The following is a 12,466-nucleotide window of genomic DNA, read 5'->3' on the forward strand; positions in this document are numbered from 1 at the left end:
ATGCCTCAGCAGAGCCCGCCGCCCGATCCGGCGCGGCGATCCGACTCCGAGTCCGCCGCCGTGCTCCTGCGCGGCATCACCAAGCGGTACCCCGGCGTGCTGGCCAACGACCGGGTCGACCTGGCCGTGGCGACCGGCGAGATCCACGCGTTGATGGGTGAGAACGGCGCAGGCAAGTCGACGCTGATGTCGATCCTCTACGGAGCGGTGCGCCCCGACGCCGGGAGCATCGAGCTGCACGGCAGGCCGGTGCGGTTCGCCGGGCCCGCCTCGGCCATCGCCGAGGGCGTCGGCATGGTGCACCAACACTTCATGCTCTTCCCGAGCCTGTCGGTGACCGAGAACGTGGTCTACGGCCGGGAACCCCGGCGCCGGGGGCTGCTCGACCGGTCGGCGGCCCGGGCGCGCGTGGCGGAGTTGATCGAGCGGTTCCAGCTCGATGTCGATCCGGACGCCACCGTGCGCGACCTGCCGTTGGGCGTGCGCCAACGGGTGGAGATCCTCAAACTGCTGTACCGCGACACCCGGGTGCTGATCCTCGACGAGCCGACCGCGGTGCTCACCCCGGACGAGGTCGACCGGCTCTTCGAGGTGCTGCGGGGTCTGGCGGCGCAGGGCCGCAGCGTCGTCCTGGTGACACACAAGCTCGGCGAGGTGCTGGCGGTCAGCCACACCGTCACCGTGCTGCGTGGCGGTCGGGTCGCGGCCCGGATCCCCACCGCCGAGGCGAGCCCGGCGAGCTTGGCCGAGGCGATGACCGGCCGCACGGTCGAATTGGACGTGGTGCATCCGCCGGGCTCCCCCGGTGCGACCGTGTTGGACGTCGAGGACCTGACGTTGGCCCGACGCGGCGGTCGTCCGCTGGTGGACTCGGTGTCGTTCCACGTTCGGGCGGGCGAGATCGTCGGCATCGCGGGAGTGGCGGGCAACGGCCAGAGCGAGTTGATCGAGGCGATCGTCGGCCTGCGCCGGATCAGCGAGGGTCGGGTTCGACTGCACGACGTCGACATCACCGGGGCACGCATCGCCGCCCGGCGGCGGGCCGGGCTGGCGTATCTGCCGGAGGACCGGGGCGCCGTCGGTTCGGCGCCGGGTGCCTCCCTGGCGGAGAACCTCGCGGCGGGTTTCCATCGGACCTCGCTGCGATCGCGGCGCGGACTACTGCGACCGGCCGCCCTGCACGCCCACGCCCGCTCGATCGTGGAGCGCTTCGGAGTCCGCGCCGCCGACACCCGGACGCCGATCCGGGCGTTGTCCGGCGGCAACCAGCAGAAGGCGCTGCTGGGCCGGGAGGTCACCCGGGATGCTCCGCTGCTGGTGGTCGAACAGCCGACCCGTGGGGTGGACATCGCCTCGGTGCATGCCGTGCACGCCGAGCTGATCGCCTATCGGGACGCGGGTAACGCCGTGCTGCTGGTGTCGGCGGAGCTGAGCGAGATCCGCGGCCTGTGCGATCGAGTGCTGGTCTGTTACGCAGGGCGACTGCTCGTCGAGCTGTCCCGGGAGGCGGCCACCGACGCCCGGTTGGGCCTGGCGATGGCGGGTGAGGCATGACGACGGTGTTGCGCGGCCGCCGGAGCGCGGTCCTGCTCGCCCTGGGTGCGGCGTTGGTGGTGGCCACCGTGCTGTTGGCCGCGACCGGGGCGAACCCGCTGCAGGCCTATGAGGCCCTGGTGGTCGGTGCTTTCGGTGCCGACGGATTCCCCGGCACGCTGGCATATCTGCTCCCGGTGTTGGGCATGGCAACGGCGTTGGCCATTCCGCTGCGGGCGGGGATGGTCAATCTCGGTGGCGAGGGACAGCTGGTGCTCGGGGCGATCACGGCGGTGGTCGTCGGGCTCTACAGTCCGTTGCCCCCCGCGTTGACCGTGCTGCTCGCGCTGGCGAGCGGCGTGCTGGCCGGGGCGTCCTATGCGGCGCTGGCCGCGTGGTGTGAGACCTCGCTGGGGGTTCCGCTGCTGGTCAGCTCGTTGTTGTTGAGCTACCCGGCGATGTCGCTGGCCTCGTACCTGGTGCGGTTCCCGCTGGCCGATCCCGGTTCGAGTCTGCCGCAGAGCCGTCGGCTGCCCGAGGGGGTCGCGCTCCCGGAGATCGGTCTCGGCGAGGTGACCGTGGGGTTGTTCGCGGTGCTCGCCGCCGTCGGGGTGTTCCTGGCGATCGATGCGCGGACGCCGACGGGCTACGAGGTGCGGATGACCGGTGCGGGACCGCGATTCGCCTCCTACGCGGGGATCGACCGGCCCGCGTTGACCCTGCGTCTGTTGGCCGCCTCCGGCGGCTTGGCCGGGCTGGTGGGCGCGATCATGGTGCTGGGCTTCCCCTACCGCTTCATCGACGGGGCGCTGATCACCCCGCAGTACACCTGGATCGGATTGATGGCCGCACTGCTGGCCGGGGCGAGCCCGGTGGGCACGGCGTTGGCCGCGTTCTTCTTCGCGGCACTGACCAACGGCGGTTTCGATCTGGAGCGGGTCACCCAGACGCCTCGGGAGCTGACGGCCATGTTGCAGGCGATGATCATCGTGTTCCTCGCGGCAGCCACCGGTCTGCTCCGCAGGCGGGGAGGACAGCGATGACGATCGATCCAGCGTTGTTCGCCGCCGCCCTGCGCGCGCTGACCCCGATCCTGTTCGCGGCCTTGGCGGGGGCGCTGTGTCAGCGGGCGGGGGTCTTCAACATCTCGTTGGAGGGCACCATGCTCGTCGGCTGCTTCGCCGGGGTGGCGGGCAGCTGGTTCAGCGGCAGCGCCTGGGTCGGGGTGCTGGCCGCGGTGATCGCCGCTGCGGCCTTCTCCCTGATCCTGGCGGTCGGCCACGTGACGCTGGGCGCCGATCCGATCGTGCTCTCGGTAGCGATGAACATGCTGGCGGTGGGCCTGACGGCCTTCCTGCTGCGCACGGTGTTCGGTGCGCAGGGCAGCTTCAGCGATCCGGCGTTGCAGGGCCTGGGCCGGGTCGACATCCCACTGCTCGCCGACGTGCCGGTGCTCGGTCCGGTGTTGTCCGGGCACTCGCCGCTGCTCTATCTCTCCTGGGTCGCGGTGGTCGTGCTCGCGGTGGTGCTCTACCGGCATCCGTGGGGACTGCGGTTGCGCGGCGTCGGCGAGAATCCGGAGGCCGCCACCAACCTCGGGGTCGACGTGGCCCGCCACCGCTACACGGCGATCGTGGTGGGCGGGGCCTTGTGCGGGCTGGGCGGGGCGCAGTTGGCGTTGGGCAACGTGACGCTGTTCGCCGAGAACATGACCGCGGGCCGGGGCTGGATCGCGGTGGTCGCGGTCATGCTGGGGCTGGCCGCGCCGGTCGGGGTGTTCCTGGCCGCGCTGCTGTTCGGCCTCGCCGAGGCGTTCGGCTTCCGACTCCAAGCCGTGGGGCTGCCGCAGCAGGCGGCGGATGCCGCCCCGTACGTGGTGACCCTCGTGGCACTGTTCTTGTCCAGCCGTCGCATTCGGCGACGGGATGAGGCGAAGGGAACCCCGACGCGATGACCGAGCCACGCGACAACGCACCCGATAGCGTCTCCGACGACGTGCTGCCGGTGACGAAGGTTCCCCGGCGCGGGCTGCCCGGCCTGGCGCTGGTGGTCGGCGATCCGGCGCGCGCCGATGCGGTGGCGGCCCGGTTGACCGACGCACGCTTGATCGGGGAGAACCGGGAGTACCGGACCTTCCGGGGCACCTGGCGTGGTGTCGAGCTGGTCGTCTCCTCGCACGGCGTCGGTGGGCCGGGCGCGGTGTGCCTGTTCGCCGAACTCGCCGAGGCGGGCGTGCACACCCTCCTGCGTTACGGCACGACCGGGGCCCTGCGCCGCGACATCCAGGACGGCGACCTGGTGATCGCCGAGGCCGCGGTGCGCGATGACGGGGTCTCCCAGCAATTGGTCCATCCGGAGTTCCCGGCCTTCGCCACCCCCGAGGCGACCCTGGCGTTGGCGGCGGCGGCTCGCGAGCACGGAGCGCGGCACCGACGCGGTGTGGTGTGGACCAGGGCGGCGTTCAGCCCCGGGGTGCTGACGCTGCCGGTCGACGAGTATGTACGGGCGGGCGTGCTGGCCATCGAGATGGAGATGTCGGCGTTGTACGTGTTCGCGGCCCTGCGTGGCCTGCGAGCGGGCGGTGCGCTGGTCGTGGACGGCTACGCGGGCAACGACGACGTCGACGCCACCACCTACGCCCCGCATCGCCAGGTGGTCGTCGACGCGGTCCGACGATCGGCCGACGTGGTGTTGGACGCACTGGTGGCCCTGCAGGAGAACGGAGAACCGGCATGACCACGTCGGTGCAGCTGTCCGAGGTGCCGCGCATCGCGGCGGAGGTGGCGCAGCGGCTTCGCTCGGATGCCGTGGAGCGGGAGCGGGTCGGTGCCCAGCCGACCGTCGAGGTGGCCCTGTTACGCGAGTCCGGTCTCCTGCGGCTGCTGGTGGGTGTCGAACACGGCGGCTTGGGCGGCGATTGGCCGTTGGCACACCGGGTGATCCACACGGTGGCGGCCGCCGACGCCTCGATCGGGCATCTACTGGGCTATCACTACTTCCAGCTGTGGCGGACCCGGTTGTTCGATGTGCCGGAGCAGCAGACCCGCCTGGAACGCGCCACCGTGGAGAACAGCTGGTTCTGGGCGGGCGTGAGCAATCCGAGAGATGCGGCGCTTCTCGCCCGGCCGGTGCCGGGCGGGGTGTCGATCAGTGGACGCAAGTTCTTCGCCACCGGGGCCAGCGTCGCCGATCGGTTGATCGCCAGCGGCACCGAGGAGGAGACCGGCCGCAAGATCGCCTTCACCCTGGACGCCTCGGCACCGGGCATCCGATATCTCGGCGATTGGGACAACCTCGGTCAACGGCTGTCGGCCAGTGGTGGTGTCGAGTTCACCGAGGTCTTCGTGCCCGATGGCGACGTACTGGGCCAGCAGCCCGATCGCGAGGAATCCCGCGCGGCGCGGGATTCGCTGGCGCCACTGGGATTCCAACTGCTGCTGAGCAGGTTGCACGTCGCCATCGCCGACGGTGCGCTCAGCGAGGCGGCCCGGTACACGGCCGAGCAGTCCCGCGCCTGGCCGCTGTCCGGGGTGGAGCAGGCCACCGATGATCCGTACGTGCTCGCCGAGTACGGCAGGCTCGACGCCCGGCTGGCGGCCGCCACCCTGCTGGTGGACGCGGCGGCCCGCGCCTTCGAGGAGGCCGAGCGGCAGGGCACCGCGCTGGCCGCCGAGGCCAGGGGCGCACTCGGGGTGTCGATCTCGCGGGCGAAGGTCGTGAGCACCGAACTGGTCAACGAGACGGGCACCCGCATCTTCGAGTTGACCGGGGCCAGGGCGACGGGTGCCAGGTACGGCCTGGACCGCTACTGGCGCAACGCCCGCACGATCACCTTGCACGACCCGGTGAGCTACAAGGCACGCGAGATCGGCAGGCATCTGCTCACCGGCGAACTGCCACCGGTGACCGGATACAGCTGAGGCGGTACGCCGGGTGTGTCGTGACGATGAGTAAGGAGCGAGGACATGACGCTGTCGCAGCCGACCGATCCCCCGCTCGGAGACCGGCCTCGGGCCGAGGCCGAACCGGTGCCGCCGGGTGAGGAACCCGGCCCGGTACTGGCGCACAGTGTGCGTCTGGTGGACGACGGGGTGCTGATCCTGGATCGAAGGGTGTTCCCCTTCGAACGTCGGTGGGCGCACTGTCGGACCGCCGAGGAGGTGGCCGTCGCGATCAAGGACATGGTCACGCAGTCCTCCGGGCCGTACTTCGCCGCGCTGTGGGCGATGGTGTTGGCCGCGAGGGCGGCCCGAGGTCTCGATGCCGCCGGGGCGCACGCGACGCTGCACGGTGCGGGGCGGGCGCTGGTGGCGAGTCGACCGACGAACGATGCCTTGGGCAAGGCGGTCGCCCTGGTGTCGGCCGAGGTCGCTGCGGCGCGCCCGGACCCGCGACACCCCGCGGCGCCGGCGAACTTCCCCACCGGGGACGCGCTCGTCGAGGCGGCGGCACGCGGGGCGCGGGCGGGTGATGTCGAGTATCGGTCGCGAAGTCGGGCGCTGGGCGAGCACACCGCCGAGCTGCTTCCGGACGGCGCCACGGTGCTCACCCACTGCTGGGCGGATCTGTACCTGACCGAGACGGTGGCGGCGATCGGCCGTCGGGGCCACACGGTGCGGTTCGTCTGCACCGAGACCCGGCCCTATCTCCAGGGCGCCCGGCTCACCGCCGAGACGCTGGCCGAGATGGGAGTCGACGTCACCCTGATCACCGATGGGATGGGTGCGGCCGTGTTGAGCGCCGGCTCGGTGGACGCGCTGGTCACGGCGGCCGACCGGGTCACCATGGACGGCCATGTGGTCAACAAGGTCGGCACCCTGGGCCTGGCGGTGGCGGCGCGGGCCTTCGACGTGCCCTTCTACGCCCAGGTGCAGACCCCGGATCTCGGTGCGCCCGGTGCCGCCGACGTGCCCATCGAGTACCGCGACGGCGACGAGGTGCTGCACACGCTCGGCCGACGCACCGCCAGTCATCGGGTGCGCGGCCACTACCCCGCCTTCGACGTCACCCCGCCGCGTTTCGTGACCCGCGTGGTCACCGATCGCGGCGCCCTGGACCCCGGCCTGCTGGCCGACTATCACCGAGATGGAGAGGACACGTCGTCATGACCGGCAGCCTGAGGGCCCGTTGGGTGGTGGTGGACATCGAGGGAACGCTCACCGCCACCAGCCAGGTGCACGTGGTGCTCTACGACTACGCCCGCCCGCGACTGGGCCCGTGGATCGACGCGCATCCCGAGGACGAGCGCGTCCGGCGCGCGGTGGCCGACACCAAGGCCGAGGGCGGATTGTCCGCCGATGCGAGCACGGCCGAGGTCGTCGCGGTGCTGCACTCCTGGATGGACGCCGATCGCAAGGCCGCCCCGCTCAAGGCGCTCCAGGGCTTGATCTGGGAGCAGGGCTACGCCCGTCGCGAGCTGATCTCGCGGTATTTCCCGGATGCGTTCCCGGCGCTGCGGCGCTGGCGGGAGTCGGGGGTGGACCTCGCGGTCTTCTCCTCCGGTTCCGTCGCGGGACAGATCGCGTCCTTCTCGCACAGCACCGACGGCGATGTGACCGGGTTGTTCGAACATCACTTCGACACGGTCAACGCGGGGCCGAAGCGGGAGGCGCCGTCCTACCGGGCCATCGCGGCCGGTCTGGGCGATCCGCGTCCCGAGGAGATCGTGTTCCTCTCGGATGTGCCGGCCGAGCTGCACGCCGCCGCCGAGGCCGGTTGGCAGACCGTGGGCCTGGCCCGGCCCGGTGAGCCGTTCGCGGACGCCGATTTCGCGCCGCACCGCGCGGTCGAGTCCTTCGACGAGATCCACATCGTGCCCGTGGGCGGGGGAGACACCGATGTCTGAGCTCGCCGCCACCGCCACCCAGCTCGATCAGGCGGGTCGCGCGCTCGCGCAGGAGGCCGCCCGCTACACCCGGATGGGCTGGATGCGCGGCACCTCGGGAAACCTGTCGGTGACGTTGAACCGCGATCCGCTTCGGTTGGCCGTCACGGCAAGCGGCTTGGACAAGGACGAGCTGACCTCGCGAGACATCGTGGTGGTCGACGAGACCGGCGCGGCCGTGCCGGGCGGGTCGTTGTCGGGACGAAAGCCCTCGGCGGAGGCAGGCCTGCATGCCAGGATCGCCTCGGTCACCGGGGCGGGCGCGGTGGTGCATGTGCACGTACTCGCCCCCGTGGTGGCGGCCGAGCGCTGGCCCGCCGGGGTCGAGCTGCGTGATCTGGAGATGCTCAAGGGCTTCGGTCGGGCGGCGCACGACGACCTCGTGACGATCCCGGTGGTGCCCAACAGCCAGGACATGGTGGTACTCGGCGATGCCTTCGAGGCGGGCTTCGATCCGGCGACACCGGCGTTGATCGTGGCTCGGCACGGCCTGTATGTGTGGGGAGAGGACCTGCATTCGGCGCGCAACCGCGCGGAGTGTCTGGAGTGGCTGCTTCGGTTCAGCCTGGAGACCAGGGCGGATGCCGGAGGACAACCGGCGAGCGGAAGGTGGACGTGATGACGTTGTTGACGGTCTGGCCGCAGGACTATCCGGCCTCGGTGCTGCTGCGCACGACGGACCCGCAGGAGGTCCGCACGACCCTCGCGGAGCTGGGTGTCCGATTCGAACAGTGGCCGGTGGTGGCGGATCTGCCTGCCGAGCCGACCTCCGAGGAGGTGATCGCGGCCTACCGCCAGCGGATCGACACCGTGATCGAGCAGCAGGGTTACGTGCTGGTGGACGCCCTGCACATGACGCCGAGCGACGATCCGGAATGGCGGGAGAAGGCGGCCGCCGCCCGTAGTCGCTTTCTCTCCGAACACACCCACGACGACGACGAGGACCGGTTCTTCGCCCGAGGTTCCGGGGTGTTCTACCTGCACACGGCGGGCAGGGTGCACGCGGTGCTCTGCGAGGCCGGTGACCTGCTGAGTGTCCCGGCGAACACGACACACTGGTTCGACATGGGCACGAGGCCCGACTATGTGTCGGTGCGGTTCTTCCACGACGAGGACGGTTGGGTCGGCGATTTCATCGAGGACTCCATCGCCCACCGCTTCCCGACCTTCGACGAGCTGGTCGCGGGCCGGGGCTGACTTCTCGGTCTGTTCGCGCGGACTCGCGACGTCGCCGCCTCCTGGCGCAGCACATCGGGAAGGGTGAGGCGAACCCCGGCCGCCACGACGGCGACCGGGGTTCGACGGTCGGTCTAGCGCAGCGGCGGCTTGCCGAAGATGTGGATCAACGCAGTCGGCCTTCGCGAATCGCGCTCACGAACACGCCGAAGGCTTCCGACGACACGGCGAGCGTGCCGCCCGCGCGGTGCTTGGTGTCTCGAATACCGACGAGCTTCCTCGTCGAGAGTCCGACCTCCACGCAGTTGTTGCCTGCGGCATCGCTGGCGGCGGCCTTACGCCACCGGGTGAATTCGATCTGTGCCATGACTACTCCTTCTCGGATTGATCGCGGTACCGACTGCGACCCGGGTCGGAGGTACGTCCGGTTGGACGTCGATCCGGGAAGCCCGCTTCCCCAGTAGACTGCGTCACCGTCGGACTCACCAACGCAGACACGCGGTCTTTCTCGATGACGTCACTTCCGACGATCGAACTCGGCAGACGTCCTCGGTCTCGGTGACGAATGCGCCGGAGAACTCGGCAGTACCGGCGCCAACGCGAGTTTCAGCGTGTCGACGGCAGATCGGTGCGGGCGAGGGATCTCGACGCAATACCGCTGGCGATGGGCGAAATTGCGAAATCCTTTCAAAAGCGCTGTGTGAAGACACAGTTCATCCGGAGTGCCGCGCTGGTGTGGCAGGCGGAATGTGGTCTCAGGAAGGTTCGATGAGGCGGTGTGTTCCGTCGGCGGCTACGTGGACGCGGTGGTGTTCCGGGGCGGGCCGTCCCTGTCGATCCCACCGTTGAAGGAAAGTGCTGATGTCCGACCAGAGTTGCCGGTCGCCGGTCACCTCCACCCGGCCGTCTGGGCGCTCGGCGGCCTGACAGCCGGCTCCGGTGGTGCTGTTCGTCAGTAGGTGGACGATCCGCCCCTCTGGGTCCCGCCGCGATGCCCGTCGTAGTCCGGGCAGTGAGATGGAGAGCAGCGCGCGACCGTTCGGCACATCCAGAGCGAGAGGCATCGTGTCCGTGAGCGGGGCGGTGGCGTCCTGGGGCTGGGGCTCACTCAGTTGAGAAGGCACCGCCGTCTCAGCTACCGAGGATCGTCGGGGCATGAATCCGGCCTGGTCGGCCAGGATCGGCCCGTGGGCGGTGCCGTCGGCGTTCACGGTGAGCCGGACCAGGGTGAAGCCGAGATTCACCAGGATCAGACCACCCGGCCGAACCTGCCGCAACCACGCCGCCGGGATGTGGTCGAGACCGCAGGTCGTGATCAGTCGGTCGAACGGCTCCTGTCCGGGGACGCCCGCCGCGCCGTCACCGGCAACGAGGAGTGGCTTCAAACCCAGGGTGGCGAGTCGGGTGCGAGCGGCGGTGACGAGATCGGGATCGATATCGATGGAGACCACGCTCTCCGCTCCGAGTCGGTGGCTCACCAACGCCGCGTTGTAGCCGGTGCCGGTGCCGATCTCCAGCACTCGGTGGCCATCCTGGACATCCAACGCGGCCAGCATGAGCGCCATCAGTCCCGGTGCGGTGCTGCTGGAGACCGGGGTGCCGTCGGCATCGAGTTCGGTGACCAAGGTCGTGTCGCTGTAGACGTGTGCGAGCCTGCCGGGATCGTCGATCTTGATCGGCATGAGTGCGGCGGAGCCGGGAGACGCCACCGAGAAGTCGTCGACGAAGACCTCCCGAGGGATGGCGCGAAAGGCCGCCGACCAGGCCGGGTCGGCGAGGTGCCCGGCACTTACCAGGTCGGAGACGAATTTCTCGCGGATGTCGACGGTTGTCACGGGAGATTCCTTCGAGTGAGTGCGTCGGCGACTGCCGCAGTGAGCGGCAGCTCGGTGTGCTGTTCGAGCCACGCCCACTGGCCGTTGGGATTGTTCTCCAAGAACGTCCACCGGCCGTCTGGCGAAGTGTGCGGCGCGTGCACCCGTGGCCTGTTCATACTGCGGCTGCTCCAGACTCCGGACTACATCAAGGCTGTAGCGCTCGCTCCCGACCAGCCAGCACAGAGGAAGACCTCCAACGCTCGGTCGACCTTCGTCAGGCGCGACAGGAACGCTTGACAGGCAACCGAAGCGCTACCGGGTCGTGCTCAACGAAGCCGTCATACGTAGGCAAGTAGGTGGGCCAGCGGTGATGAAGGCCCAGTCCGCCCATTTGTTGGAGATGGCCGAGCTGTCCTACGCGACCATGCAGATCCTGCCCTTTTCCGCAGGGGCCCATCCGGCGATGATCTCATCGTTCAAGATGCTCCGTTTCCCCGAAGAACTGAAGATGAACGCCGTCTACGTGGAGAACGAGCGCGGCGCGGTCTTCCAGGAACGACGCGGCGACCTCCAACGTTTCATGGAGATCTTCGAGCAGCTGACCGAGCTCGCCCTCTCGCCTATCGAGACGAAAGAGCTGGTCGTTAGCCTGACGAAGAACCTGTGAGCATCAGCGAAAGGAGGGGCGGGATGGAAGATCTCTCCCACGCCGTATGGCGGACGAGCAGTCACAGCGGCGGCAACAACGGCGACTGCGTAGAGATCGGCAGAGCGCCGGCGGTGGTCGGCATCCGCGACACCAAGAACCGCGACGGCGACCCTCGTCGTCGGACCCGTGGCTTTCGGGGCCTTCGTCGCCGCGATCAAGGACGGTCGGCTGCGCTGACGCGGCCCGACAGTGACCGTGCCCTGTCCCGCTCTCGTACGGGACAGGGTTTCGGCATTGTGCGTTTCCTACGAGTAGCGGCCTTGCGACCTCACTCGTCGAAGCGGCGGCGGGCGTCGTCGATATGCCGGATGTAGAGGTGCGTCCACTCGCACATCGCGTCGACCGTGGCTCGGAGGGCTCGGCCGGATTCGCTGAGCGTGTACTCGACCTTCGGCGGCACCACGGGATACACCCGACGCTCCACGAGGCCGTTGCGCTCCAACATGCGCAAATTCTGCGTGAGCATCTTGTGGCTGATGCCGTCGATCTCATCGCGCAGCTCGCTGAACCGCAGGGTTCGGTCCGCCACCGTCTCGATGATCAGCAATGCCCATTTGTTCGCCACGTCGGAGAAGATCTCCCGCGCCAGCGAGTCGGCCCGCCGAAGATCTGAATCCTCGGGCAGGCCGGTGAACTGCTTGGTAACCATCGGGTTCCCCAGTCACTGGAAAGTGCGTTCTTCCATGTCAGCGCACACTCTCCTACGGTTTCCGAGTAACCACAAGTGACTACGGGCGTTCGGCCGAGAGACCGCCGCCCGGTACTGAGCAGAGAGACTGGAGCCAATGACCATCACCCTGGTGAACCCGAGCGGACTAATCGAGTCGGACATCTACCACCAGATGTCGATCGCCAGCGGCTCGAAGCTGGTCTTCATCGCGGGCCAGGTCTCCTGGGACGCCGAGGGCACCGCCATCGCCGAAGGCGATCTCGCGGGCCAGGTGGAGCAGTGCTACGCCAACGTCGCCCGCGCACTGGACGAGGCGGGCGCCACCTTCGACGACGTGGCGAAGTTGACCATGTACGTCGTGAACCTGCACCGCGACATGATGCCCGTGCTGTTGGAGGGGATCCGCCGGGCCGGTGTCCGGCTCGGCCGCACCCCGGTGCCGCCGATCTCCGTGCTCGGCGTGATGGGCTTGGACGTGCCGGAGCATCTGGTCGAACTCGAGGCCACCGCAGTGCTCGACTGACCGGGCGGGCCGGCTGCGGGTCGGGGATCCGCAGCCGGTCGCCCCGCTTTCCGCCCAACCTCACATCCGATCACCCGAATACCGCGGCATTCGGCCCAACACACCATCGCCCACACCCATCCAGGCCGTTTCGCGGCATTCTCGCGTCCACATC

Annotated in this window: 14 protein-coding genes and 1 pseudogene; 12 read left to right on the forward strand and 3 right to left on the reverse strand. The window is 69.4% G+C overall.

All coding sequences use genetic code 11. The features are described 5' to 3' along the window. The 9 genes from BKA25_RS14490 to BKA25_RS14530 are packed head-to-tail and all read left to right on the forward strand — an operon-like array spanning window position 1 to window position 8,614. Window positions 1–1,554, forward strand: coding sequence for an ABC transporter ATP-binding protein (locus BKA25_RS14490; protein WP_157421050.1), 1,554 nt, complete (start codon window positions 1–3; stop codon window positions 1,552–1,554). Next, window positions 1,551–2,576, forward strand: coding sequence for an ABC transporter permease (locus tag BKA25_RS14495; protein WP_069849090.1), 1,026 nt, complete (start codon window positions 1,551–1,553; stop codon window positions 2,574–2,576). The genes BKA25_RS14490 and BKA25_RS14495 overlap by 4 nt, the downstream gene beginning before the upstream one ends. Continuing rightward, the gene (locus BKA25_RS14500) at window positions 2,573–3,487 is read left to right on the forward strand and encodes an ABC transporter permease (RefSeq protein ID WP_069849088.1); all 915 of its coding nucleotides are present in this window, start codon (window positions 2,573–2,575) and stop codon (window positions 3,485–3,487) included. Before BKA25_RS14495 ends, BKA25_RS14500 begins: the two co-directional genes overlap by 4 nt. After that, window positions 3,484–4,269 carry a nucleoside phosphorylase gene (locus BKA25_RS14505; RefSeq protein WP_069849086.1) on the forward strand — a complete coding sequence of 262 codons (786 nt, stop codon included), beginning with the start codon at window positions 3,484–3,486 and terminating at the stop codon, window positions 4,267–4,269. Before BKA25_RS14500 ends, BKA25_RS14505 begins: the two co-directional genes overlap by 4 nt. After that, window positions 4,266–5,453 carry an acyl-CoA dehydrogenase family protein gene (locus BKA25_RS14510; RefSeq protein WP_172803783.1) on the forward strand — a complete coding sequence of 396 codons (1,188 nt, stop codon included), beginning with the start codon at window positions 4,266–4,268 and terminating at the stop codon, window positions 5,451–5,453. Before BKA25_RS14505 ends, BKA25_RS14510 begins: the two co-directional genes overlap by 4 nt. 45 nt (window positions 5,454–5,498) lie before the next feature. After that, entirely contained in the window at window positions 5,499–6,641 is a 1,143-nt protein-coding gene (locus tag BKA25_RS14515) for a s-methyl-5-thioribose-1-phosphate isomerase (protein WP_084642952.1), read from the forward strand. Further along, window positions 6,638–7,378: an acireductone synthase gene (gene mtnC, locus BKA25_RS14520; RefSeq protein WP_069849085.1), complete on the forward strand. Its 741-nt coding sequence runs from the start codon at window positions 6,638–6,640 to the stop codon at window positions 7,376–7,378. Before BKA25_RS14515 ends, mtnC begins: the two co-directional genes overlap by 4 nt. Next, complete coding sequence (gene mtnB, locus BKA25_RS14525) at window positions 7,371–8,036, forward strand: methylthioribulose 1-phosphate dehydratase (protein WP_069849083.1); 666 nt, start codon at window positions 7,371–7,373, stop codon at window positions 8,034–8,036. The genes mtnC and mtnB overlap by 8 nt, the downstream gene beginning before the upstream one ends. Then, window positions 8,036–8,614, forward strand: a complete 579-nt coding sequence (locus BKA25_RS14530) for a 1,2-dihydroxy-3-keto-5-methylthiopentene dioxygenase (protein ID WP_069853624.1) — start codon at window positions 8,036–8,038, stop codon at window positions 8,612–8,614. Before mtnB ends, BKA25_RS14530 begins: the two co-directional genes overlap by 1 nt. Window positions 8,615–8,759: 145 nt before the next feature. Here the strand turns inward: BKA25_RS14530 and BKA25_RS14535 are convergent, their stop codons facing one another. Beyond that, complete coding sequence (locus tag BKA25_RS14535; protein WP_069849082.1) at window positions 8,760–8,960, reverse strand: DUF397 domain-containing protein; 201 nt, start codon at window positions 8,958–8,960, stop codon at window positions 8,760–8,762. Between the two features lie 388 nt (window positions 8,961–9,348). Continuing rightward, window positions 9,349–10,428 (reverse strand): methyltransferase domain-containing protein, encoded by a 1,080-nt coding sequence (locus BKA25_RS14540; RefSeq protein WP_069849080.1) that lies wholly within the window; start codon window positions 10,426–10,428, stop codon window positions 9,349–9,351. Between the two features lie 286 nt (window positions 10,429–10,714). Here BKA25_RS14540 and BKA25_RS14545 point away from each other — a divergent pair. Continuing rightward, window positions 10,715–11,077 (forward strand): annotated as a pseudogene (locus BKA25_RS14545) (DUF5753 domain-containing protein); the annotation flags it as partial. 23 nt (window positions 11,078–11,100) lie between these two features. Further along, entirely contained in the window at window positions 11,101–11,433 is a 333-nt protein-coding gene (locus BKA25_RS28410; protein WP_084643649.1) for a DUF397 domain-containing protein, read from the forward strand. Here BKA25_RS28410 and BKA25_RS14555 read toward each other — a convergent pair. Continuing rightward, the gene (locus BKA25_RS14555) at window positions 11,388–11,768 is read right to left on the reverse strand and encodes a winged helix-turn-helix transcriptional regulator (RefSeq protein WP_069849077.1); all 381 of its coding nucleotides are present in this window, start codon (window positions 11,766–11,768) and stop codon (window positions 11,388–11,390) included. The two genes, BKA25_RS28410 and BKA25_RS14555, sit on opposite strands and share 46 nt — an antisense overlap. Before the next feature lie 136 nt (window positions 11,769–11,904). Here BKA25_RS14555 and BKA25_RS14560 point away from each other — a divergent pair, with 136 nt between their 5' ends. Next, entirely contained in the window at window positions 11,905–12,312 is a 408-nt protein-coding gene (locus tag BKA25_RS14560; protein ID WP_069849075.1) for a RidA family protein, read from the forward strand. The last annotated feature ends 154 nt before the right edge of the window (window positions 12,313–12,466 follow it).

The sequence above is a fragment of the Actinoalloteichus hymeniacidonis genome, assembly GCF_014203365.1.
Lineage (GTDB): Bacteria > Actinomycetota > Actinomycetes > Mycobacteriales > Pseudonocardiaceae > Actinoalloteichus_A > Actinoalloteichus_A hymeniacidonis.

Coding starts and splice junctions, on each gene's coding strand:
- mtnC (WP_069849085.1), top strand. CDS start 6,638: ATGACCGGCAGCCTGAGGGCCCGTTGGGTGGTGGTGGACATCGAGGGA.
- BKA25_RS14560 (WP_069849075.1), top strand. CDS start 11,905: ATGACCATCACCCTGGTGAACCCGAGCGGACTAATCGAGTCGGACATC.
- BKA25_RS14500 (WP_069849088.1), top strand. CDS start 2,573: ATGACGATCGATCCAGCGTTGTTCGCCGCCGCCCTGCGCGCGCTGACC.
- BKA25_RS14530 (WP_069853624.1), top strand. CDS start 8,036: ATGACGTTGTTGACGGTCTGGCCGCAGGACTATCCGGCCTCGGTGCTG.
- BKA25_RS14510 (WP_172803783.1), top strand. CDS start 4,266: ATGACCACGTCGGTGCAGCTGTCCGAGGTGCCGCGCATCGCGGCGGAG.
- BKA25_RS28410 (WP_084643649.1), top strand. CDS start 11,101: ATGGAAGATCTCTCCCACGCCGTATGGCGGACGAGCAGTCACAGCGGC.
- BKA25_RS14490 (WP_157421050.1), top strand. CDS start 1: ATGCCTCAGCAGAGCCCGCCGCCCGATCCGGCGCGGCGATCCGACTCC.
- BKA25_RS14515 (WP_084642952.1), top strand. CDS start 5,499: ATGACGCTGTCGCAGCCGACCGATCCCCCGCTCGGAGACCGGCCTCGG.
- BKA25_RS14535 (WP_069849082.1), bottom strand. CDS start 8,960: ATGGCACAGATCGAATTCACCCGGTGGCGTAAGGCCGCCGCCAGCGAT.
- BKA25_RS14495 (WP_069849090.1), top strand. CDS start 1,551: ATGACGACGGTGTTGCGCGGCCGCCGGAGCGCGGTCCTGCTCGCCCTG.
- mtnB (WP_069849083.1), top strand. CDS start 7,371: ATGTCTGAGCTCGCCGCCACCGCCACCCAGCTCGATCAGGCGGGTCGC.
- BKA25_RS14505 (WP_069849086.1), top strand. CDS start 3,484: ATGACCGAGCCACGCGACAACGCACCCGATAGCGTCTCCGACGACGTG.
- BKA25_RS14555 (WP_069849077.1), bottom strand. CDS start 11,768: ATGGTTACCAAGCAGTTCACCGGCCTGCCCGAGGATTCAGATCTTCGG.